Raw genomic sequence first — 21,003 nt, forward strand, 5'->3', positions numbered from 1 at the left:
CGCCCGCCGCAGCAAGCGCGCCGGGCGAGCAGCCCCCAGGGCACCTGCCCACGTGTAAGGCAAATTCCTACAAACCCGGCGTGCCGGCGAGACACGACGCACATCCAAACCCCGACTTAATTTCCGATTGGGCCGAATTCACAATCCATTTCAACGGATCGCGACAAACCTGCAGACCGCAAGGAACCTCGGGATCTGGTACTGGAAAGGATTGCACCATGACCTCGGAACAACTTCTCGCCGAAATCCGCGAAGCCAACCTCACCTACCTGATGCTGGCCCAGACCCTGATCCGCCAGGACAAGGCCGAAGCGGTGTTCCGCCTGGGCATCAACGAAGACGCCGCCGACATCCTCGCGTCCCTCTCGGCCGCGCAGGTGCTCAAGCTGGCCTCGCGCAACACCCTGCTGTGCAGCTTCCGCGTGGACGACAACCTCGTCTGGAGCCTGCTCACCAACCACAACACCCCCAAGAAGGTCGGCAACGAGGCCACCAACACGCTGCACGCCAACATCCTGATGGCCAGCCGCGTGTCCGAGGTGCTCTGAGCCCCTCGCGCCCTCTCCCGCCTCCCGTCCACCCGCCTCCGAAAGACCGCCATGACCGCAGCCGCACCCGCCAAGAGCGTCCTCAACGAGTCCAAGCAGATCGAACGCGCCGCCATGCTGATCCAGATGGGCGCACGCATGCAGGTGCTGGAGTCGGAGACTACGCTGTCGTATGAGCGGCTGATCCGCCTCTATAAGGAAATCGCGGGCAAGTCGCCGTCCAAGGGCCAGCTGCCGTTCTCCACCGACTGGTTCCTCACGTGGCAGGAAAACATCCACAGCTCGCTGTTCCTCAACATCTACGAGTACCTCTCCAAGGGCGTGGACCTGGACTCGGTGGAACTGCTGACCAAGGCCTACCGCCTCTACAGCGAGCAGGTGGCCACGGCCGAGATCGAGCCGCTGCTGTCCTTCACGCGCGCCTGGCGCCTCATCAAGTTCGTGGACGCCGGCATGCTCACGCGCACCGAATGCACCCAGTGCGGCGGCCGCTTCGTGACCGAGCTGTACGAGAACGCGCGCACCTTCACCTGCGGCCTGTGCAACCCGCCCGCCCGCGCCGGCAAGAGCAAATCGGCCGGCGCACTGATGCTGCATTGATCCAGATCAAGCATTTGGGCATTCCAGGCGCTGCCATGTCGGTGAAAACACTGATTCAGTAGCTATACTTTCAGTAGCAAATCAATTCCCCCTTGCCCGGCCTCGCGCCGGGTCTTTTTTGCCCGGCTTCCCCGCCCGGAACCCCGTCCGGGCGCCCCCCGCCCCCGTTCTCCCGCCCCGGACCGCGCTCTCCGGGCCGGGCCCGCGGCTCATCGCACCGACAGGAGAATGCGGACGTTGTCATCCACCGGGAGCACGTAGTCGTGCGCGGCGATGACCGTGTTGCCCTCGGGACTCACGAGCTTGAGGCTCACGAACACCGACTGCGCCGTGGCGGCGTAGGTGCCCACCACCACGGCCTGCGCGGACTGCGCGCGGCTCACCTCCCGCACCTCGCGCGAGAGCAGCAGTTCGCCCTGCCCGGGCTGCATCGCGAGGCTCTGGCGCATCTTGAGCTCGGTCACCCGCACGCCGCGCTGCACCAGCCGCCCCATGATCTGCTCGGAGCACAGGCGCCCGAGGCGCGAGGATTCATCGAGCCGGTCGATGTGGACCAGCGTGGCCACCAGCACGGGCTGCCTCGGGTCGAGCTGCGGCGCCTGCTGCAGGAGCGTGTCGGCCGCGAGGTAGTTGGCCTCCAGCAGGTCCGCCGCCGGGGAACCCAGCCCCAGCGCGGCGAGCGGGCCGCTGCCGCCGCCGGGCGCGGCGCTGCCGTAGTAGTACCGCGCGCAACCGGGCAGCAGCAGGGCCGCGGCGCCCGCCAGCCCCGCCTGCAGCCAGGCGCGCCGCGCCCGCCGGCCCGGGTGCGGGATGTGTTGCTCGGGGGCCGTCATGGCGCCACCACCTGCCAGGTCTTGACCGCCACGGGCGGCGGCCCCACGGACGCCGGCGGCGCGGGCAGATAGAGCGCGGCGTCGGCCTGGTCGATGAAATACACGTCGCTCGTGCGCGCGAGGTAGCGGTCCTCGCCCTCCAGCGAGGTGGTCACCAGGATCTCGGTGCGGGCCGGGCCGCGCGCCAGCGCCTGGCGGGACGCGGCAGCCATCGGAGCCGCCACGGGCGCGGCCGTGGCCGCGAGCAGATAGTCGCCGTTTTCCATCGAGGCATTGCGCGCCACGCTCACGCCTTCGCCCAGCAGCACGGGGCGCGCGCCCGTGGCCGGCAGCGCCACGTGCTGCACGAGCTGCACGCCGACCACGAGCCGCACGCCCGAGGGCTGGGTGGACACCGCGAGGCCGCGCTCCACCAGATGGGTGACCAGCAGGGTCCGGAACCCGGGGCCGAAGCCGCCGCCCTCGCCCTCGGCCGGCACCACGTAGATCGGGTGCGCGCCCGGCGGCCAGTCGCGCAGCCGGGAGGCTGTGCGCGCCGCGACGTCGGCGGCCAGCACGTCCCAGTGGTGCACCGCGCGGGCGGTCTTCTGCGTGGAGGGCTCATGGGCCTGGGGCTGGGGCAGGTCCGGCGGCGGGGGGGCCGCGCAGCCCGCGAGCCACGCCGCGCAGCCCAGCGCGGCCAGCAGGCCGCGCCACGGCCTGTGGTGAACGTTCGGCGGAGATTCCGCAGCGGGGGTCATGCGCGCACGCCTTTCCTCGGATTGCATGGACTGGATGCTAGCGGCGGCCCGCCGCCGGCATCGCCCGAACAGCGGCGCTTTTCCCGCCCTGCTCGGCCCCGCGCGGCCGGCCGGGCCAGCCCGGCGTTTCGCGCCCGTTCCGCAATCGGGGCCTGCGCCTGCAGGCGTGGGGCCGGGCGCCACGCCACAATCCGCGCATGCAGCATTCCGCCCCCGCTCCGGCCCCCTCTCCCGCCCCCGCTCCGGCCCCCTCTCCCGCCGACGCCCCGGCCCCCGACACGCCTGCGGTCCTCCCGCCGGCCGAGCCCGCCCCGCCCCCCGTGGGCGATCCCCCGCCAGATCCGCTTCCGGCCGGCGATCCGCCGGCCCCCGCCACGCCGCCGCCCGCAGGAGACGCCTCGCCCCGCGTGCTGCTGCACATGCCGGTGGACGTGCGCAACCTGTCGCTGGCGCTGCTCGCCCTTTTCGCCGGCATCGCGCTGCTGCACTGGGCCAGCGCCGTGTTCATTCCGCTCATGCTGAGCCTGCTGCTCACCATCGCGCTGCAGCCGGCCGTCACCGCGCTGCGGCGCTGGTGCGTGCCGCGCTGGCTGGGCGCCGGCGTGTTGCTGATGGGCCTCGTGGGCGGGCTGGGCGGCGCGGCGTGGTCGCTCTCGGACGGCGCGGCCCAGTTGGTCGATTCGCTGCCCGTGGCCGCCCGCAAGGTGCGCGACGCCGTGCGCCAGAATGTGCGCGGCCCAAGCCCGCTGGACACCATGCAGAAAGCCGCCAGCCAGATCGAGCAGGCCGCCACCGACAGCATCCCGCCGCAGACGCGGCGCGGCGTGCAGCGCGTGGTGATCGAGCGCCCGCCCTTCAACATCCGCGACTACGTGTGGACCGGCACCGTGGGCCTGATGTCGGCCGCCGGCCAGCTCACCGTGGTGGTGTTCCTCACGTTCTTCTCGCTCGCCTCGGGCAACCTGTTCCGCCGCAAGCTGGTGCGCATCGCGGGCGAGAGCCTGGAGCGCCGCCACATCACCATGGCGGCCCTGGACGACATCACCGCGCAGATCCAGCGCTACCTGCTCGTGCAGGTGGCCACGAGTGTGCTGGTGGGCGTGGCCACCGGCACGGCCTACGCGCTGCTGGGCCTGGAGAACGCGGCCGTGTGGGGCGTGGTGGCGGGCGTGCTGAACCTCGCGCCCTACATCGGCTCGGTGGTGGTCACGGGCGCCTCGGCGCTCGTGGCCTTCCTGCAGTTCGGCACCGTGGACATGGCCCTGGCCATCGGCGGCGCGTCGCTGCTGATCCACACGCTGGTGGGCAACCTGCTCACGCCCTGGCTCACCAGCAAGACCAGCCGCATGAGCCCGGTGGCCGTGTTCGTGAGCGTGCTGGTGTGGGGCTGGCTGTGGGGCCTGTGGGGAGTGCTGCTCGGCATCCCCGTGATGATGATGGTGAAGGCGGTGTGTGATCGGGTGGAGGATTTGCGGCCGATCGGAGAACTGATGAGTGATTGACGCCCCCGGAGTCACCTCTGGACGAAGCCCGGTCCATGGCGTCTGCTGTCTTTTCGCCGTGGCGGGGTCTTGTTTTTCTGATGTTGCCTTTCGGGGCCGGGATCTCTGCGCGGCGACTGAGGCACCTTTCACGCACTTCTGTTTCGCCAGCGGCGCCACCGCTTCGGCTATGCGCCAGGGCATGGCGCCATCGGCGCGGAAACTCTGTCGACCATACCAAAGTTGCACAGAGAGTTCTCATGGTCAAGAACGTTTCAGGTCATGCCGGTATCAGCCATAGGGACCCCAACCGGGCTGTCTCGGAACCACCTCCCTCGTCAGCAGAAGGTGCCACGGGCAGGCACCAGCAAACTGCTCGCGGTTCGTTCGATGCCTTGCCGACCCGTGCAGAACCTACTGCGTCTTCGAAGCCGAGTGCCTTCGGCGAGATGCCGCCGACAACGGATCGCCGTTCCGCACTCATCCACAAATTCAGAGGCACTTTGCCGATGCCGCCGCGGCCGGATTCCACCCCAGTCCTCCAGTACGACAGAACCCCGGGGACAAAGGAAAACTTCCGTTCTTCAGACGAGTTCGAACTGCCTGAAAGCTGCAATCCAGCAGGCTGGCACGAACTGCATGTGTCGGGTAGCGCCAGCATCGCGTCGCTGGACCAAGTCGCGAAGCTCGACCCATCGCCGCAACGACCTGTGACCGTCCTGGACGTCCGGGAAGAGTCTCACGTCATCGTCGGCGGCTATCCGGGCACGTGGCGGGCACCCAACAACTGGGGGAACGTCGGAAAGCCCAGCAGCGAAGTACTGGCGGACGAGCGCGCAAGGATTCAACAGTTGCGATCACAGGAAACCATACAGTTATCGCATCGCAAAGACGCCAAGGAAGGCGTCGAAAATCCACGCTCGGTGACCTTGGTCAGGCCGGAGATCATGAGCGAAGAAGAATTGGTCAAGAAGGCAGGAGCCGACTACGTCCGGCTCACGGTGACGGACCACCTCGGGCCGCGCAGCGAACATGTCGATGCCTTCGTCAAGATGGAACGGGCCATGGCTGCCCACGAAAGGCTCCATGTGCACTGTGGGGTCGGCCAAGGCCGTACTGGCATTTTTATCGCGATGCACGACATGCTGCGCAATGCGTCCAAGGTGCCGCTTGACGACATCATCGCGCGACAGCTGGCCTTTAATCCCGGACGCGCGCTGGACTTCGGGAAAGACGTCACGCACGAGGGGCGCGGCGAATTTCGCAATGATCGATTGGAATTCATCACCCTGTTCTACGAATACGCGAAGGTCAACCCGAAGGGGTCTCCTCAGTTGTGGTCCGAATGGCTGGACACACAAAGTAGCGGAGATGCCGAGCGCGTTGCCCACGGAGGTCGGGAACTCCAATAAATGCGGGGCGCCCTTCAACAAGCCCCGCCATGACTCGCAAAGGCGAAGCCACGCAACCGAACCCAAGACCGGCGTCCCAAACAAAAAGAGGCTGTCAGGCAAAAGCCGCTGCAGTGTCCGCAGGGCTGCCCCGCAATTGCCGCGCTGCGGCTTCGAGGGCCCCGAGCTGCCGGCACACAAGCGCCAGTTGGGTCTGCAAGGTGCGTAACATCTCCGCCCCGCCCGGAGCAGAAGCGGGATCAGTCTGGGCCAGGGTGTCTGCCGCCTGCTCCAGCGCCGCCGCCAACGCCTCGGCCCGGCCCGAATCGTCCGATACGGCATCGCCCTGCCGGCGCAACGCAGCCGCCAACGCGTCCAGCCGGTTCGCCGCGTGGGCACCCGCCTCCTGGGCAAGGTCCGCAACAGGCCCTGCCGGTTCCGCGCGGTGGGCGCCCATGGCCGAGAGGTAACTGAGCAGCGTGTGCGAGGCCACCAGCATGCGCATGCCCGCCAGCGAATGCAAGCGCACGTGGCGCGGCTCCTGCAGCATGTGCGAGAGCGTGGTGGACAGCGCCGCGTCGGCGTTGTGCGCGTTGCGCCGCGCGAGGCGGTAGTCCAGGTCGTCGGCCTTGCCCGTGGCGTACTGCGAGAGGATCTCGCGCAGGTAATGGGCGTGCGACGCGAGCGCCTGCGCAGCCACCGCGGCGAGCCTGCGCCCCTGCCAGTCGGGCAGCACCATCAGCATGGCCACGGCCGCGATCGCGCTGCCGATCATCGTGTCCAGCAGCCGCGGCAGGATCAGCGCGTGCGCCTCGCCCGTGGCCTGGTTGAAGCACATCAGCACCAGCAGCGTGATGGCCGCCGTGGCCGTGAGGTAGCGCGTGGTGCGGGTGACGAAGAACAGCACGCCCGCCGCCACGGCGAACAGCGCCTGCAGCGGCAGGCTCGGAAAAAGCCGCAGCAGCGCCCAGCCCACCACCAGCCCCACGGCTGTGCCGGCGACGCGCTGGGACACGCGCGCCAGCGTGGCGCCGTAGGTGGGCTGGCACACGAACAGCGTGGCCAGCGGAATCCAGTAGCCGTGCACCGGGTCGATGAGCTGCATCGCGCCGTGGCCCGCCGCCAGCGCCAGCGAAAGCCGCGCGGCATGCCGGAAGAGCGGCGTGCCCGGGTGCAGCTGCGAGCGCACGCGCCCCCAGGCATCGGCCAGCGAGCGCGGAGAGCGGTCCAGCAGGCTGCTGTCGCCGGCGCGCTCGCCCCCCTCGGGGTGGGCGGCCGCGTCGAGCTGGGCATCGAGCGTGGCGAGGTTGCGCGCCAGCGCCCGCAGGCTGCGAAGCGGCCGGTGCCACCCGGGCCGGGCCTGGGCCTCCAGGTAGGCGATCGCATCGCGCAGGTCGGCCATGGCGCGCGCCACGGCCCCGTCGCGCACGAAGGGCGCGTGCATCTGCAGCGCCTGCGCGAGCCGCGTGCACTCCACGCCCTGCAGCTGCAGCACGCGCTGGCAGCGGTAGAGCACGTCGCTGTGGAAGAGCACGTCCGCCCACTCGTTGTAGTGGTGGTGCGAGGAGCTGGCGCGCTCGTGGATGTCCTGTGCGATGAAGTAGAGGTTCAGGTGGCGCAGCATGCGGCCCGTGGGCAGCGCGCGCGCGCCGGCGCCCCGGCGGCTGAAGATGCTCTCCTTGGTGGCGTTGAGGGCCGCCACCACGCGGCCGTTGGTCTGGGCGAGCGCCAGCCGCCGGCGCTGCACGTCCACCCCGCGCACGGGCTCGAACAGGCTGGCCTTGAGCCGCAGGTAAGCGCCCAGCTGCTCATAGAGCCGCGCCAGGTTCTGCCGCACCGGCTGGTGCGGGAAGAGCGCGCACCAGGCGAGCGACAGCAGCGCATACCACGCGGCGCCCGCGAGCAGCAGTAGCGGCACCTGCCAGGCGCCCGCCGGAGCGTGCGAGGGCGTGCCCGGCGAGGCGCTGATGGCCGCATAGAGCGCCAGGATCACCGTGGCCGAGGCGATGGCGCGGTAGCGCTCGCCGAGCGCGCCCAGCATCGTGAAGCCGAAGGTGGAAAGCGCGAGCCCCGCCACGAACCACGCCGGGCGCGGCAGCAGGATCTGCACCGAGAACGCCGCGAGCGCGAAGCAGCCGAGCATCACCAGCACCGCGCGCAGCCGGCCGCGCCAGCTGTCGTCGGTCTCGGCGAGCGCGCTCGCGATGATGCCCAGGAAGATCGGCGTCACCAGCGCCACCTGGTCGCGCCACCAGCACAGCGCCATCGCGCCGCTGAGCGCGATGAACACGCGCAGGCTATAGACGAAGGCGTCCTGGGCCCAGAGCCGGCGCAGCCATCCCGCGCCGCCGTCGGCCGGCCCGGTAGCCACTGCCGCCGTCGTTGTTGTCGTCGTTTCCATCACCCCGCCTTCCAGGCCACCTCATGCTCGCGCGGCACGGCGCCGCGCGCCGGGGCAAGCAAGAAGCGAGCCCCGCGCGGCGCACCGCCGGTCACCCGGTGTTGCGCAGCCCCGCCGCAATGCCGTTGATGCAGATGTGGATACCCGTCTGCACGCGCTCGCTGCCCTCGCCCGCGCGCCAGCGACGCACCAGCTCCACCTGCAGGTGGTGCAGCGGATCGATGTAGGGGAAGCGGTGGCGGATCGAGCGCGCCAGCGCCGCGTTGTGCGCAAGGCGCTGGCGGTCGCCGGTGATGCGCGCCAGGGCATCGACGGTGCGCTGCCACTCGGCCTCGATCGCGCCGAAGACCTTGCGGCGCAGGCGCGCGTCGGCCACGAGTTCGCTGTAGCGCGAGGCCAGGGCCAGATCGCTCTTGGCCAGCACCATGTCCATGTTGGAGAGCAGCGTGCGGAAGAACGGCCACTGGCGGTACATCTTCTGCAGCAGCGCCATGCGGGCCTTGGGGCTCTCGCCGGGCGCCTTCACGAAGGCCTCCACCGCCGAGCCGAAGCCGTACCAGCCGGGCAGCGTGAGCCGGCACTGGCCCCAGCTGAAGCCCCAGGGGATGGCGCGCAGGTCCTCGATCTTCTGGCTGGGCTTGCGCGAGGCCGGGCGCGAGCCGATGTTCAGCTCCGCGATCTCGCGGATCGGCGTGGCGTTGAAGAAATAGTCGGCGAAGCCCGGCGTCTCGTAGACCAGCGCGCGGTAGGCCGCCATGCTCGCGCGCGAAAGCTCGGCCGCCGCGTCGTGGAAGGCCTTCGTGGCGGGCTTGGTGGGCTGCAGCAGCGTGGCCTCCAGCGTGGCGGCCACCAGCGTCTCCAGGTTGCGCCGGCCGATCTCGGGGTTGGCGTACTTGGAGGCGATCACCTCGCCCTGCTCGGTCAGGCGGATCTGCCCGCGCACGGTGCCGGGCGGCTGCGCCAGGATGGCCTGGTAGCTGGGCCCGCCACCGCGCCCCACGGTGCCGCCCCGGCCGTGGAAGAGGCGCAGGCGGATGTGGTGGCGGGTCTCCAGCTCGTCGAACAGCTCCACGAGGGCGATCTCGGCGCGGTACAGCTCCCAGTTGCTCGTGAAAATGCCGCCGTCCTTGTTGCTGTCGGAGTAGCCGAGCATGATGTCCTGCTCGGCCCCGCTGCGCTGCACCAGCCCCGCGAAGCCCGGCACCTCGTAGAGCGCGCGCATGATGGGCTGGGCGTTGCGCAGGTCGCCGATGGTCTCGAAAAGCGGCACCACGATGAGGTCGGCGCGCGCGTCGGGCGCATCCAGCGTGCCGTGCATCAGGCCCACCTCCTTTTGCAGCAGCAGCACCTCCAGCAGGTCGCTCACGGTCTCGGTGTGGCTGATGATGTAGTGGCGGATGGCCTGGGCGCCGTACTGCTCGCGCATGCGGCGCGCGGTCTCGAAGATGGCGATCTCGCCGCGCGCATGCTCGGAATACTCGGCGCCCACCACGCGCAGCGGCCGCGCGTCGCACAGCAGGCGCACCAGCAGGGCCTGGCGCGCGTCTTCGGGCAGGGCCGCGTAGTCGGCCTCCAGCCGGGCCGTGGCGAGCAGCTCGGCCACCACGCGCTCGTGCTGGTCGGAGCTTTGCCGCAGGTCCACCGTGGCGAGGTGGAAGCCAAACACCTCCACCGCGCGCACCAGCGGGTGCAGCCGCTGCGATGCCAGGGCCGCGCCGCCGTGCGAGCGCAGCGAGGCCTCGATCACGCGCAGGTCGGCCAGGAAATCCTCGGCCACCGCGTACGGGTTCTGCGGCGCCACCGCGTGGCGCGCGGCCTCGCCGCCCGTGAGGTCGCGCAGCGTGGCCGCAAGGCGCGCGTAGATGCCGGTAAGCGCGCGGCGGTAGGGCTCGTCCTGGCGGTGCTCGCTGGTGTCGGGCGAGCGCTCGGCCAGTTGCTGCATCTCGGGCGAGACCTGCACCAGCCGCGCCGAAAGCGACAGCTCGCCCCCCAGGTAGTGCACCTCGGTGAGGTAGTGGCGCAGCGCCACCTCGGCCTGCCGCTTGAGCGCGAGCGACAGGGTGCCGGCGCTCACGTTGGGGTTGCCGTCGCGGTCGCCGCCGATCCACTGGCCCATGCGCAGGAAGCTCGCCACGGGCTGGCTGCCCAGGGCGCGCTCCAGCTCCTCGTAGAGCTTGGGGATCTCGCGCAGGAAGGTCGATTCGTAATAGGAGAGCGCGTTCTCGATCTCGTCGGCCACGGTGAGCTTGGAGTAGCGCAGCAGCCGCGTCTGCCAGAGCTGCGCCACCCGGGCGCGCAGGCGCGCCTCGTTGGCGGCCAGCTCGCGCGGGGTGAGCGCATCGCGCGCGGACTTGTAGAGCTGCGCGCGGGCCTGGATCTCGTCGCGCTCGGCCAGCAGCTCGGCGATGTCGCGCTCGGCGTCCAGGATGCTCTTGCGCTGCACCTCGGTGGGGTGGGCGGTGAGCACCGGCGCCACGTAGCTGCGCGCGAGCGTCTGCGCCACCGCGCGCGGCGCGATGCCGGCCCAGCGCAGGCGCGCCAGGGCCACCTCGATGCTGCCCTCCTGCGCGCTGCCGGCGCGCTCGTGCACGGTGCGGCGGCGGATGTGGTGCCGGTCCTCGGCCAGGTTGGCGAGGTGGCTGAAATACGTGAAAGCGCGGATCACGCTCACCGTCTGGTCGCCCGAGAGGCCCTTGAGCAGTTTCTTGAGCGCCTTGTCGGCCTCCTGGTCGGCATCGCGGCGGAAGGCCACCGAGAGCTTGCGCACCTGCTCGACGAGGTCGTAGGCCGCCACGCCCTCCTGCTCGCGGATCACGTCGCCCAGGATGCGGCCCAGCAGGCGGATGTCCTGGATCAGCGGCTGGTCCTTGTCAGCGCGGCGGGCCGGGGGCAGCGCGGGCTCGGCGCCGGGAGCGGGATCGGTCTTGCGGGATGTCGTCGCGTTCATGCGGGGGAGGTCTCCTGGAAGCGCTCGCGCGGTTCTTTCATGGGATGCGCCGCAGGCCCGGCAGGGCCCCGCGCCGAAGGGAGAAGGGTGGGCGGGGCGACGGCTGCTGCGGCGCAGCATGCTAGCATCCCCCGGGCCCCAGGCGCCCCTGCCGGCAGGGCCCCGAACACCGCGATGCATCCACCCGTCCCCTCCTCCCCCACGCCCCCCCTCGCCCCCATCGTCATCGCCACGCGCGAGAGCCGGCTCGCGCTCTGGCAGGCCGGCCACGTGCAGGCCCTGCTGCGCGCACGCGGCCACGACGTCGCCCTGCTGGGCATGACCACCCAGGGCGACCAGATCCTGGACCGCACGCTCTCCAAGGTGGGCGGCAAGGGCCTGTTCGTGAAGGAGCTGGAGATCGCCCTGCAGGAAGGCCGCGCCCACGTGGCCGTGCATTCGCTCAAGGACGTGCCGATGGAGCTGCCCGAGGGCTTCGCGCTCGCCTGCGTGATGGAGCGCGAGGACCCGCGCGATGCCTTCGTCTCCAACCGTTACGCCGACCTGGCCGGGCTGCCGCACGGCGCGGTGGTGGGCACCTCCAGCCTGCGGCGCCAGGCGCTGCTGCAGGCGCTGCGCCCCGACCTCGTGATCCAGCCGCTGCGCGGCAACCTCGACACCCGCCTGCGCAAGCTCGACGAAGGCCAGTACGACGCCATCGTGCTCGCGGCCGCCGGGCTCAAGCGCCTGGGCCTGCAGGAGCGCATCCGCGCCCTGTTCGGGCCCGACGAGATGCTGCCGGCCGCCGGCCAGGGCGCCCTGGGCCTGGAAGTGCGCGCCGAACGGCGCGACCTGATCGACGCGCTCGCGCCGCTCGCCCACGCGCCCACCTGGCTCGCCGTCTCCGCCGAGCGGGCCGTGAGCCGCGCGATGGGCGGCAGCTGCTCCATGCCCCTGGCCGCCCACGCGCGCTGGACCGAAGGCGGCGCCCGCCTGCGCATCGACGCGGCCTGGGGCGACCCGGAAGGCCGCCTGCCGCTGGTGCGCGCCAGCGCCGACGCGCCGGTGGCCGCGCACGACCAGGCCGAGGCCCTGGGCGCCGCCGTGGCCGCGCAACTGCGCGCGGGCGGCGCGCGGGCCGCGGGCTGAACAGCGCCTGCCCCCCTTCACCGGGACTCCGCCGTGCAACACGCCCCCCACGCATCCCCCACGCCCCGGCGCGCCATCGTCACCCGGCCCGAGCGCGATGCCATGCAGTGGGTGGTCCAGCTGCACGCCCGGGGCATCGACGCGGTGGCGCTGCCGCTGATCGCGATCCGGCCCTGCGCCCACCCCGAGGCCCGTGCGGCGCTGCGCGCGGCGCGGCAGGCCTGGGCCGGATGGCGCGCGGTCATGTTCGTGAGCAGCAACGCCGCGCACCATTTCTTCGAGCCCGAGGGGCTCCATGTCGCCGAATTTGCTGAAGAGTCTGCTATCAAAACAAGAGTATGGTCCCCGGGCCCCGGCACCGCCCGCGCGCTGCGGCAGGCCGGCGTGCCGGCCGCGGCCATCGACCAGCCCGACCCCGGTGCGGCGCAGTTCGACTCCGAATCGCTCTGGCAGCAGGTGGCGCCGCAGGTGCAGCCGGGCGACCGCATCCTGATCGTGCGCGGTGCCCAGGCCGAGACGGGCGAAGCGGAGGCCTCGGCCGGCCACGGCCGCGAATGGCTCGCGCAGCAGATCGCCGCGGCGGGCGGGCGCGCCGAGTTCGTGGCCGCCTACGAGCGCGCCGCGCCGCAGCTCTCGCCGCCGCAGCAGGCCCTGGCGCGCGCGGCCGCCGCCGACGGCTCGCTCTGGATCTTCAGCAGCTCCGAGGCCGTGGCCCACCTGCGCGAGGCGCTGCCCGGCCAGGACTGGCACGGCGCGCGCGCGCTCGCCACCCACCCGCGCATCGCGCAGGCCGCGCAGGACGCGGGTTTCGGGGCCGTGCGCCAATGCCGGCCCGCCCTGGACGACGTGGTCGCATCGATAGAATCCCACCCATGAGTTCCGAGCCATCCCTCGCACCCTCCGCCCCGGCGGCCGCAACCCCCGGCGCGGCGTCCGGCGTGCACCGGGCCGTGCTGCTCCTGCTCGGCGTGGTCGCCATCTCCGGCCTCGCGACGAGCGTGATGCTGTGGCAGCGCCTCTCCGGCATCCAGGAGCAGCTTGCGCGCCAGTCGGCCGACGCGGGCGCGCAGTCCATCGAGGCCCGCACCCTCGCCAACCAGTCGCTGGACATGTCGCGCGACATCGCGGCACGCCTGGCCGTCAACGAAACCCGCGTGAGCGAAGTGGCGCTGCAGCGCAGCCAGCTCGAAGAGCTGATGCAGAGCCTCTCGCGCTCGCGCGACGAGAACCTCGTCGTCGATATCGAATCCGCGCTGCGCCTCGCGCAGCAGCAGGCCCAGCTCACCGGCAGCCTGGAGCCCGTGGTGGCCGCCCTCAAGAGCGCCGGCCAGCGCATCGAGCGCTCCGCGCAGCCCCGCCTCGCCCCCGTGGCGCGCGCCATCGGCCGCGACCTCGACCGCGTGGGCGCCGCCCAGGTCACCGACACGGCCGGCCTGCTCTCGCGCCTGGACGACCTCATGCGGCAGGTGGACGAGCTGCCCCTGCAGAACGCCGTGGCCCAGGCCGCGGCCACCCGGCGCATGAACGCGGCCGCCGCCAGCCGCTCCCCCGAGAACGGCACGGCCGCCCCCGGCGCGGCCCTGCCCTGGTGGCAGGCCACGCTGCAGCGCGGCTGGGAGGTGGTGCGCGACGAGGCGCGGCAGCTACTGCGCGTCACCCGCATCGACCGGCCCGAGGCGATCCTCATCGCGCCCGACCAGGCCTTCTTCCTGCGCGAGAACCTCAAGCTGCAGCTCATGAACGCCCGCCTCGCGGTGCTGGCGCGGCAGTACGACTCCGCGCGCGCCGACCTCGCCGCCTCCAGCGGCGCGCTGAGCAAGTATTTCGACCCCGCCGCCCGCCGCACCCAGTCGGCGGCCACCGTGCTGCAGCAGGCGCAGACCCACCTGAAGGGCGCGGCCCTGCCCGCGCTGGACGAAACCTTCGCCGCGCTGGCCACGGCCGCCGCCGGCCGCTGACGCGCACAGGAGACACACCGACCCATGCGCGCAGCCCTCTGGTTCCTGGCACTCTTCGGCGTCGCCGTCGCGGCGGCCCTCTTCGCGGGCAACAACCAGGGCACCATCACCCTGTTCTGGCCGCCCTACCGCGTCGATCTCTCGCTCAACTTCGTGCTGCTGCTGCTCGTCGGCGGCTTCGCCACGGTCTATGCCGCGCTGCGGGCGCTCTCGGCGCTGCTGGAGCTGCCCGGACAGGCCCGGCGCTGGCGCGTCCAGCAGAAGGAGCGCGCGATGCACGCGGCCCTGCTCGACGCCCTCTCGCAGCTGCTGGCCGGGCGCTTCCTGCGCTCGCGCAAGGCCGCCATGGCCTCGCTGGCGCAGGAAAGCGCCCTGGAAGCCGCGGGCGAGGCCGTGCCGCACGGGCGCCAGCTGCGCACGCTGGCCCACCTCGTGGCCGCCGAAAGCTCGCACGCGCTGCAGGACCGCGCGACCCGCGAGGCCCATCTGCGCAACGCCCTCGACAACATCCCCGCGCGCGCCACGGTGAGCGAGCAGGAGCTGCGCGAGGGCGCGCAACTGCGCGCCGCGCGCTGGTCCCTCGACGAACGCGACGCGACCGCGGCGCTCGAACACCTGGCCGCCCTGCCCCAGGGCGCGGCCCGGCGCACGCTCGCGCTGCGCGCCCGGCTCAAGGCCACGCGCCAGTCGCACCAGACCCAGGAGGCGCTCGAAACCGCGCGCCTGCTGGGCAAGCACCGCGCGTTCTCGCCCGCGGCGGCCCAGAGCATCGTGCGCGGGCTGGCCATGGAGCTGCTCAACGGCGCGCACGATCCCGCGCAGCTGCAGCAGGCCTGGATGTCGCTGGAGCCCGCCGAGCGGGCCATGCCCGAGCTTGCGATCCATGCCGCGCAGCGCCTCGCCACGCTGGGCGGCGACCCGGTCCAGGTCCGCTCCTGGCTGCTGCCGGCGTGGGAGCACATGGCCAGCCACGGCCCCGAGGGCGGCCTGCCCGATGCCCACGCGCTCAAGCTGGTGCGCGTGCTGGAGGGCAGCCTCGATGCCCTCGACCCCGCCTGGCTCGCGCGCATCGAGGCAGCGCAGCAGGCCAATCCGCGCGATGCGCGGCTGCAGTACCTCTCCGGCATGGCCTGCCTGCGCCGGCAGCTCTGGGGCAAGGCCCAGCAGCTCTTCACCCAGGCCACGCAGCAGCTGGACGACGATGCCCTGCGCTGCCGCGCGTGGCGCCACCTGGCCGAACTGGCCGAGCAGCGCGGCGACGCCGACGCGGCGGCCTCGGCCTGGAAGAACGCGGCGCTCGCCTCCTGACCCGGGCCGGGGAGGCGGCACGCCTTCACCCCGGGCCCAATGACCCGCACGGCCCGCACTCCCACTATCGCGGTCGCAGCCGGGGGCAAGCGACGAGGCGAAGCAACAGCCCAGTGATCCCGCCGCTGCCGTCCGCACCGGGCATCTTGCCCCCGTCCCTTTCGCTCGCATCCACTCGCACTGCCCCGGCCCCAAACTTGCGGGGCATCGGACACGCACGCCTGTGCCACCCTGGCGTAGGCCATCGTCCATCCCCGGCGCTCCCCCTTCCAGCCCCAGGCTCCCGTGACGCAGATCACACGTCCCGAGTGCGGTTATGAATTCCACCAACGTAAATGCATTACGATTAGTGAAACATCAAAACACACCCAGGAGACATGCACATGACTGCCGCCCTTCCGCAGGCCGCACTGGCCGCCCTCCCCCCTCCCGCCGCCGTGCAGCAGCTGCACCACTACGCCTACCGGGCGCGCGACGCCGAGGAGACCCGCCACTTCTACGAGGACATCCTGGGCCTGCCGCTCTACCACATCATCCAGAGCGACTATGTGCCCAGCACGGGCGAGTACTGCCCCTACACGCACTTCTTCTTCCGCCTCAAGGACGGCTCGTTCATCGCCTTCTTCGACCTGGGCGACGACGTCAAGGCCGAGCCCTCGCCCAACACCCCGCTGTGGGTGAACCACGTCGCCTTCCGGGTAGACACGGTGGAGGAGCTGGCGAACACCAAGGCCCGGCTGGAGGCGCACGGCGTCGAGGTGCTCGGCGTGACCGACCACCACATCTTCAAGAGCATCTACTTCTTCGACCCCAACGGCGTGCGCCTGGAGCTGGCCGCCCAGCTGGCCGACGAAGAGCACATGGCCCGGGACAGCACCGTGGCCCACGAGCGGCTCGCGGCCTGGACGGCGCGCAAGGCGCAGTGGCGCCGCGAGCGCGCCGAGGGCCGGGCTGCCGAGCCGCTCAAGCCGCAGGCCAACGACCGGCCGGAATACGTGCCCGGCCACGCCGCCGGCTGAACGAGGGCCGACCCCGGCCAAGCACCGATCGAGCGCACACGGTGCATGCGCATGGCCTGGTGGCGCTGCCAGCGTTCGCCCATCACGGCCTTGAAACGGGTCTTCCCGGACTTCATGCCCGCCAGCGCGATCTGTTGGCGGTGCGGTGCCGCAGCAGGCGCTTTTCCTCCTCGATCTATGTGCACGGTATGGCGCGCAAGCGACCTCCCCAGACCGCAGGCCCTTGCGAGCGGCGGGTGATTGGCAGGGCGGCGCCTGCGGCCCATCCCCGTCAGCCAACAAAAAGATAGCGGCATCCGCGCGCCGCCCCTGGCGCCGCAAGAACCCTGGCCACCGCGCCGGCCGGCCCGCGCGGAATCGGGCCCGTAGAATCTGCGGTCTGCGCAATCCCCCCTTCCTGCCACCGCGCCCTGCCAGGGTGCCGCATTCCTCTTTTCCACACCCATGAGTTCGCCCCTTCAACAGCCCGGCCTCGAAAGCCTCTCCAAGTCCTTCGAACCCTCCGCCCTCGAAGCCCACTGGGGCCCCGAGTGGGAACGCCGGGGCTACGGCGTGGCGGGCTATCGCGGCACCTCGGCGCCCGATGCGGGCGCCGCCGCCCGCCAGGAGAACTTCTCCATCCAGCTGCCGCCGCCCAACGTGACGGGCACGCTGCACATGGGGCATGCCTTCAACCAGACCATCATGGACAGCCTCACGCGCTACCACCGCATGCGGGGCTACAACACGGCCTGGGTTCCCGGCACCGACCACGCAGGCATCGCCACGCAGATCGTGGTCGAGCGGCAACTGCAGGAGCAGGGCGTGAGCCGCCACGACCTGGGCCGCGAAAACTTCGTGAAGAAGGTCTGGGAATGGAAGGAAAAGAGCGGCGACACCATCACCACGCAGATGCGCCGCCTGGGCGACAGCGTGGACTGGACGCGCGAATACTTCACCATGGACGACAAGCTCTCGAAGGTGGTCACCGACACCTTCGTGCGCCTCTATGAGCAGGGCCTGATCTACCGCGGCAAGCGCCTCGTCAACTGGGACCCGGTGCTGCAGTCCGCCGTCTCCGACCTGGAGGTGGAGAGCGAAGAGAAGGACGGCTCCCTCTGGCACATCGCCTACCCGCTGACCGACGGCAGCGGCCACCTCACCGTGGCCACCACCCGCCCCGAGACCATGCTGGGCGACGTGGCCGTGATGGTGCACCCCGAGGACGAGCGCTACGCCCACCTCGTCGGCAAGACCGTGACGCTGCCGCTCGTGGGCCGCGAGATCCCCATCATCGCCGACGCCTACGTGGACAAGGAATTCGGCACCGGCGTGGTCAAGGTCACGCCCGCGCACGACCCCAACGACTACCAGGTGGGCCAGCGCCACGGCCTGCCGATGGTGGTGGTGCTCACGCTCACGGCCAAGGTCAACGACAACGCGCCCGAGAAATACCGCGGCCTGGACCGCTTCGTGGCCCGCAAGGCCGTCGTGGCCGACCTGGAGGCCGCGGGCGCCCTGGTCGAGACGAAGAAGCACAAGCTCATGGTGCCCATCTGCACGCGCACCGGCCAGGTGATCGAGCCCATGCTCACCGACCAGTGGTTCGTCGCCGTGAGCAAGGTCAGCGACCAGGACCCCACGGGCAAGAGCATCGCCCAGAAGGCCATCGACGCCGTGGCCTCGGGCGAAGTGCGGTTCGTGCCCGAGAACTGGGTCAACACCTACAACCAGTGGATGCACAACATCCAGGACTGGTGCATCAGCCGCCAGCTCTGGTGGGGCCACCAGATCCCCGCGTGGTACGACGGCGCGGGCAACGTCTATGTGGCGCGCAGCGAGGCCGAGGCCCAGGCGCAGGCCGGCGCGGGCGTGAAGCTCTCGCGCGATGCGGACGTGCTGGACACGTGGTATTCGGCCGGCCTCGTGCCGTTCTCGTCGCTGGGCTGGCCCGGCGCGCTGGGCGACGCCAGCGCCACCAAGGATTACGACCTCTACCTGCCCTCCTCCGTGCTGGTCACGGGCTACGACATCATCTTCTTCTGGGTCGCCCGGATGATCATGATGAGCACGCACTTCACGGGCCGCGTGCCGTTCCGGCACGTGTACATCCACGGCCTCGTGCGCGACGCGCAGGGCAAGAAGATGAGCAAGTCCGAGGGCAATGTGCTCGACCCGGTGGACCTCATCGACGGCATCGCGCTGGAGCCGCTGCTGGAGAAACGCTCCACCGGCCTGCGCCGCCCCGAGACCGCGCCCCAGGTGCGCAAGAACACGCAGAAGGAATTCCCCGAGGGCATTCCCGCCTACGGCGCCGACGCGCTGCGCTTCACCTTCGCGGCGCTCGCCAGCCTGGGCCGCAGCATCAACTTCGACTCCAAGCGCTGCGAGGGCTACCGCAACTTCTGCAACAAGCTCTGGAACGCCAGCCGCTTCGTGCTGATGAACTGCGAGGGCCACGATTGCGGCCTGGCCGAGCACACGCAGGCCGACTGCGACGGCGGATACCTCGCGTTCAGCCAGGCCGACCGCTGGATCGTCTCGGCGCTGCAGCAGGTGGAGGCCGACGTGGAAAAGGGCTTCGCCGAATTCCGCCTCGATCACGTGGCCCATGCCCTCTATGAATTCGTCTGGAACGAGTTCTGCGACTGGTACCTGGAAATCGCCAAGGTGCAGATCCAGACCGGCGGCGAGGCCCAGCAGCGCGCCACGCGCCGCACGCTGATCCGCACGCTGGAGACCATCCTGCGCCTCGCGCACCCGCTGATCCCGTTCATCACCGAAGCGCTGTGGCAGAAGGTCGCCCCCGTGGCCGGCCGCGCCGGCGCCTCGGTCAGCATCGCCCCCTACCCGCAGGCCCAGCCTGAACGCATCGACGAAGCCGCCATCGCCCACGTGGGCCGCCTCAAGGCCCTGGTCGATGCCTGCCGCACCCTGCGCGGCGAGATGAACGTCTCGCCCGCCACGCGCCTGCCGCTCTATGCCGTGGGCGATGCCGACTTCATGCGCGCCGCCGCGCCCGCGCTGCAGGCGCTGGCCAAGCTCAGCGAGGTCAAGGTGTTCGACGACGAGGCCGCCTGGGCCGCCGCCGCGCAGGCCGCCCCCGTGGCCGTGGTGGGCGAGGCGCGCCTGTGCCTGCACATGGAGATCGATGTGGCGGCCGAGAAGGCGCGCCTGGCCAAGGAGATCGCCCGCATCGAGGGCGAGATCGCCAAGGCGCGCGGCAAGCTCGGCAACGAGGCCTTCGTGGCCAAGGCGCCGGCCGCCGTCATCGAACAGGAGCAAAAGCGCGTGGCGGATTTCGGCGCCACGCTCTCGCGGCTCCAGGACCAGCTCGCGCGCCTCGGCTGAGCCGCCGCGTCCGGCGCGGGTGTGTAACGGGATGCTCCGCGGGTTGAAGGCCCGCGGCACCGCCCCCACCCTCCTTCGATAACGATCCACATCTGAACCCGAGGAACTTCATGAGCGACAACTCCGTGATCCGCAAAGCCGTCTTCCCCGTGGCCGGCCTGGGAACCCGTTTCCTGCCAGCCACGAAGGCATCCCCGAAGGAGATGCTGCCGGTGGTGGACAAGCCGCTGATCCAGTACGCCGTCGAAGAGGCCTATGCGGCCGGCATCCGCCACATGATCTTCGTCACCGGCCGCAGCAAACGCGCCATCGAGGACCATTTCGACACCGCCTACGAGCTGGAGAACGAACTGGAGGCTGCCGGCAAGAACGACCTGCTGCAACTCGTGCGCTCGGTCGCGCCCGACGACATGGACTGCGCCTTCGTGCGCCAGCCGCGCTCGCTGGGCCTGGGCCACGCGGTGCTGTGCGCCGAGCCCCTGGTGGGCCGCGAGCCCTTCGCCGTGCTGCTCGCCGATGACCTGATGGTCGGCCCGCCCGGCAGCCAGCCCGTGATGGCGCAGATGGCGACCGCCTTCCGCAAGCAGGGCCGCTCGCTGCTGGCCGTGCAGGAAGTGCCGGAAGACCATGTGCGCCGCTACGGCATCGTCGCGGGCGAGCCCGCCGGCGGCCCGCTGATCCGCATCGACCGCATCGTGGAGAAGCCCGCGCCGCAGGACGCGCCCTCGCGCATGGGCGTGGCCGGCCGCTACATCCTCACGCCCGGCGTGTTCGACGAGATCCGCAACCAGCCCCAGGGCGTGGGCGGCGAGATCCAGCTCACCGACGCCATCGCCCGCCTCATGGGCCGCGAGGCGGTCTATGCGTTCCGCTACGACGGCAAGCGCTACGACTGCGGTAGCAAGGAAGGCTTCCTGGAAGCCACGGTGGAACTGGCGCTCCAGCACCCCCAGGTGGGCGCGGCGTTCCGTGAATACCTGAAGACCGTGGAAATCTGACGGCCCCGCAGCCCCCAACGCAAAAGGCGCCCCGACGGAGGCGCCTTTTCTTTTTTGCACGGGCCGCGCAAGCCGCGCGGCGGCCGCCCCTCAGCGGCGGCGCAGCACGTGGATGAATTCCTCACCCGCCGTGGTCTGGTCCAGCAACTCGTTGCCGGTCTGCTTGGCGAAGGCCTGGAAGTCGCGCAGCGAGCCGTTGTCGGTGGACACCACCTTCAGCACCTCGCCGCTGGCCATGGCGGCCAGGGCCTTCTTGGCTTTCAAGATGGGCAGCGGGCAATTGAGTCCGCGGGTGTCGATTTCCTGGTGGATGTGCATCGT

16 protein-coding genes are annotated in these 21,003 nt (G+C 71.0%); 11 read left to right on the forward strand and 5 right to left on the reverse strand.

Translation table 11 applies throughout. From position 1 onward, the window contains the following. Positions 1-218: 218 nt before the first annotated feature. Both flhD and flhC read left to right on the forward strand, forming a co-directional pair. Positions 219-548, forward strand: coding sequence for a flagellar transcriptional regulator FlhD (flhD, locus tag AX018_RS14530; RefSeq protein WP_013595547.1), 330 nt, complete (start codon positions 219-221; stop codon positions 546-548). A gap of 51 nt (positions 549-599) precedes the next feature. Then, the gene (flhC, locus tag AX018_RS14535) at positions 600-1,148 is read left to right on the forward strand and encodes a flagellar transcriptional regulator FlhC (RefSeq protein ID WP_111878342.1); all 549 of its coding nucleotides are present in this window, start codon (positions 600-602) and stop codon (positions 1,146-1,148) included. A gap of 209 nt (positions 1,149-1,357) precedes the next feature. Here flhC and AX018_RS14540 read toward each other — a convergent pair whose 3' ends face one another. Together AX018_RS14540 and AX018_RS14545 are read right to left on the reverse strand one after the other, a co-directional pair. Then, positions 1,358-1,981 carry a FlgO family outer membrane protein gene (locus AX018_RS14540; RefSeq protein WP_111878344.1) on the reverse strand — a complete coding sequence of 208 codons (624 nt, stop codon included), beginning with the start codon at positions 1,979-1,981 and terminating at the stop codon, positions 1,358-1,360. Further along, complete coding sequence (locus AX018_RS14545) at positions 1,978-2,721, reverse strand: hypothetical protein (RefSeq protein ID WP_111878346.1); 744 nt, start codon at positions 2,719-2,721, stop codon at positions 1,978-1,980. Before AX018_RS14545 ends, AX018_RS14540 begins: the two co-directional genes overlap by 4 nt. Positions 2,722-2,918: 197 nt before the next feature. Here AX018_RS14545 and AX018_RS14550 point away from each other — a divergent pair, with 197 nt between their 5' ends. After that, positions 2,919-4,223, forward strand: a complete 1,305-nt coding sequence (locus tag AX018_RS14550) for an AI-2E family transporter (RefSeq protein WP_111878349.1) — start codon at positions 2,919-2,921, stop codon at positions 4,221-4,223. Positions 4,224-4,462: 239 nt separating this feature from the next. Further along, complete coding sequence (gene xopH, locus AX018_RS14555; protein ID WP_211322442.1) at positions 4,463-5,614, forward strand: type III secretion system effector XopH; 1,152 nt, start codon at positions 4,463-4,465, stop codon at positions 5,612-5,614. A 94-nt stretch (positions 5,615-5,708) separates the two neighbouring features. Here xopH and yccS read toward each other — a convergent pair whose 3' ends face one another. Together yccS and ppc are read right to left on the reverse strand one after the other, a co-directional pair. Further along, the gene (gene yccS / locus AX018_RS14560) at positions 5,709-7,994 is read right to left on the reverse strand and encodes a YccS family putative transporter (RefSeq protein ID WP_111878354.1); all 2,286 of its coding nucleotides are present in this window, start codon (positions 7,992-7,994) and stop codon (positions 5,709-5,711) included. 91 nt (positions 7,995-8,085) lie between these two features. Continuing rightward, positions 8,086-10,941 carry a phosphoenolpyruvate carboxylase gene (gene ppc / locus AX018_RS14565; protein WP_111878357.1) on the reverse strand — a complete coding sequence of 952 codons (2,856 nt, stop codon included), beginning with the start codon at positions 10,939-10,941 and terminating at the stop codon, positions 8,086-8,088. Between the two features lie 174 nt (positions 10,942-11,115). Here ppc and hemC point away from each other — a divergent pair, with 174 nt between their 5' ends. From hemC to galU, 7 genes are all read left to right on the forward strand, one after another. Continuing rightward, positions 11,116-12,069: a hydroxymethylbilane synthase gene (hemC, locus tag AX018_RS14570; protein WP_111878359.1), complete on the forward strand. Its 954-nt coding sequence runs from the start codon at positions 11,116-11,118 to the stop codon at positions 12,067-12,069. A 102-nt stretch (positions 12,070-12,171) separates the two neighbouring features. Further along, positions 12,172-12,945, forward strand: a complete 774-nt coding sequence (locus AX018_RS14575) for a uroporphyrinogen-III synthase (protein WP_111878423.1) — start codon at positions 12,172-12,174, stop codon at positions 12,943-12,945. After that, on the forward strand, positions 12,942-14,027 hold the full coding sequence (locus AX018_RS14580) for a uroporphyrinogen-III C-methyltransferase (RefSeq protein WP_111878362.1): 1,086 nt from the start codon (positions 12,942-12,944) through the stop codon (positions 14,025-14,027). Before AX018_RS14575 ends, AX018_RS14580 begins: the two co-directional genes overlap by 4 nt. A gap of 24 nt (positions 14,028-14,051) precedes the next feature. Continuing rightward, complete coding sequence (locus AX018_RS14585) at positions 14,052-15,335, forward strand: heme biosynthesis protein HemY (protein WP_111878365.1); 1,284 nt, start codon at positions 14,052-14,054, stop codon at positions 15,333-15,335. 383 nt (positions 15,336-15,718) lie between these two features. Then, positions 15,719-16,354 carry a VOC family protein gene (locus AX018_RS14590; protein WP_111878425.1) on the forward strand — a complete coding sequence of 212 codons (636 nt, stop codon included), beginning with the start codon at positions 15,719-15,721 and terminating at the stop codon, positions 16,352-16,354. A gap of 444 nt (positions 16,355-16,798) precedes the next feature. Continuing rightward, the gene (locus tag AX018_RS14595) at positions 16,799-19,684 is read left to right on the forward strand and encodes a valine--tRNA ligase (protein WP_111878367.1); all 2,886 of its coding nucleotides are present in this window, start codon (positions 16,799-16,801) and stop codon (positions 19,682-19,684) included. Positions 19,685-19,794: 110 nt separating this feature from the next. Then, positions 19,795-20,682 (forward strand): UTP--glucose-1-phosphate uridylyltransferase GalU, encoded by an 888-nt coding sequence (gene galU / locus AX018_RS14600; protein WP_111878370.1) that lies wholly within the window; start codon positions 19,795-19,797, stop codon positions 20,680-20,682. Positions 20,683-20,772: 90 nt separating this feature from the next. Here galU and AX018_RS14605 read toward each other — a convergent pair whose 3' ends face one another. Beyond that, entirely contained in the window at positions 20,773-21,000 is a 228-nt protein-coding gene (locus tag AX018_RS14605; RefSeq protein WP_111878428.1) for a sulfurtransferase TusA family protein, read from the reverse strand. Positions 21,001-21,003: the final 3 nt, after the last annotated feature.

This window comes from Paracidovorax anthurii, assembly GCF_003269065.1.
In the GTDB taxonomy this organism is placed as follows: domain Bacteria; phylum Pseudomonadota; class Gammaproteobacteria; order Burkholderiales; family Burkholderiaceae_C; genus Paracidovorax; species Paracidovorax anthurii.

Coding starts and splice junctions, on each gene's coding strand:
- flhD (WP_013595547.1), top strand. CDS start 219: ATGACCTCGGAACAACTTCTCGCCGAAATCCGCGAAGCCAACCTCACC.
- flhC (WP_111878342.1), top strand. CDS start 600: ATGACCGCAGCCGCACCCGCCAAGAGCGTCCTCAACGAGTCCAAGCAG.
- AX018_RS14540 (WP_111878344.1), bottom strand. CDS start 1,981: ATGACGGCCCCCGAGCAACACATCCCGCACCCGGGCCGGCGGGCGCGG.
- AX018_RS14545 (WP_111878346.1), bottom strand. CDS start 2,721: ATGACCCCCGCTGCGGAATCTCCGCCGAACGTTCACCACAGGCCGTGG.
- AX018_RS14550 (WP_111878349.1), top strand. CDS start 2,919: ATGCAGCATTCCGCCCCCGCTCCGGCCCCCTCTCCCGCCCCCGCTCCG.
- xopH (WP_211322442.1), top strand. CDS start 4,463: ATGGTCAAGAACGTTTCAGGTCATGCCGGTATCAGCCATAGGGACCCC.
- yccS (WP_111878354.1), bottom strand. CDS start 7,994: ATGGAAACGACGACAACAACGACGGCGGCAGTGGCTACCGGGCCGGCC.
- ppc (WP_111878357.1), bottom strand. CDS start 10,941: ATGAACGCGACGACATCCCGCAAGACCGATCCCGCTCCCGGCGCCGAG.
- hemC (WP_111878359.1), top strand. CDS start 11,116: ATGCATCCACCCGTCCCCTCCTCCCCCACGCCCCCCCTCGCCCCCATC.
- AX018_RS14575 (WP_111878423.1), top strand. CDS start 12,172: ATGCAGTGGGTGGTCCAGCTGCACGCCCGGGGCATCGACGCGGTGGCG.
- AX018_RS14580 (WP_111878362.1), top strand. CDS start 12,942: ATGAGTTCCGAGCCATCCCTCGCACCCTCCGCCCCGGCGGCCGCAACC.
- AX018_RS14585 (WP_111878365.1), top strand. CDS start 14,052: ATGCGCGCAGCCCTCTGGTTCCTGGCACTCTTCGGCGTCGCCGTCGCG.
- AX018_RS14590 (WP_111878425.1), top strand. CDS start 15,719: ATGACTGCCGCCCTTCCGCAGGCCGCACTGGCCGCCCTCCCCCCTCCC.
- AX018_RS14595 (WP_111878367.1), top strand. CDS start 16,799: ATGAGTTCGCCCCTTCAACAGCCCGGCCTCGAAAGCCTCTCCAAGTCC.
- galU (WP_111878370.1), top strand. CDS start 19,795: ATGAGCGACAACTCCGTGATCCGCAAAGCCGTCTTCCCCGTGGCCGGC.
- AX018_RS14605 (WP_111878428.1), bottom strand. CDS start 21,000: ATGCACATCCACCAGGAAATCGACACCCGCGGACTCAATTGCCCGCTG.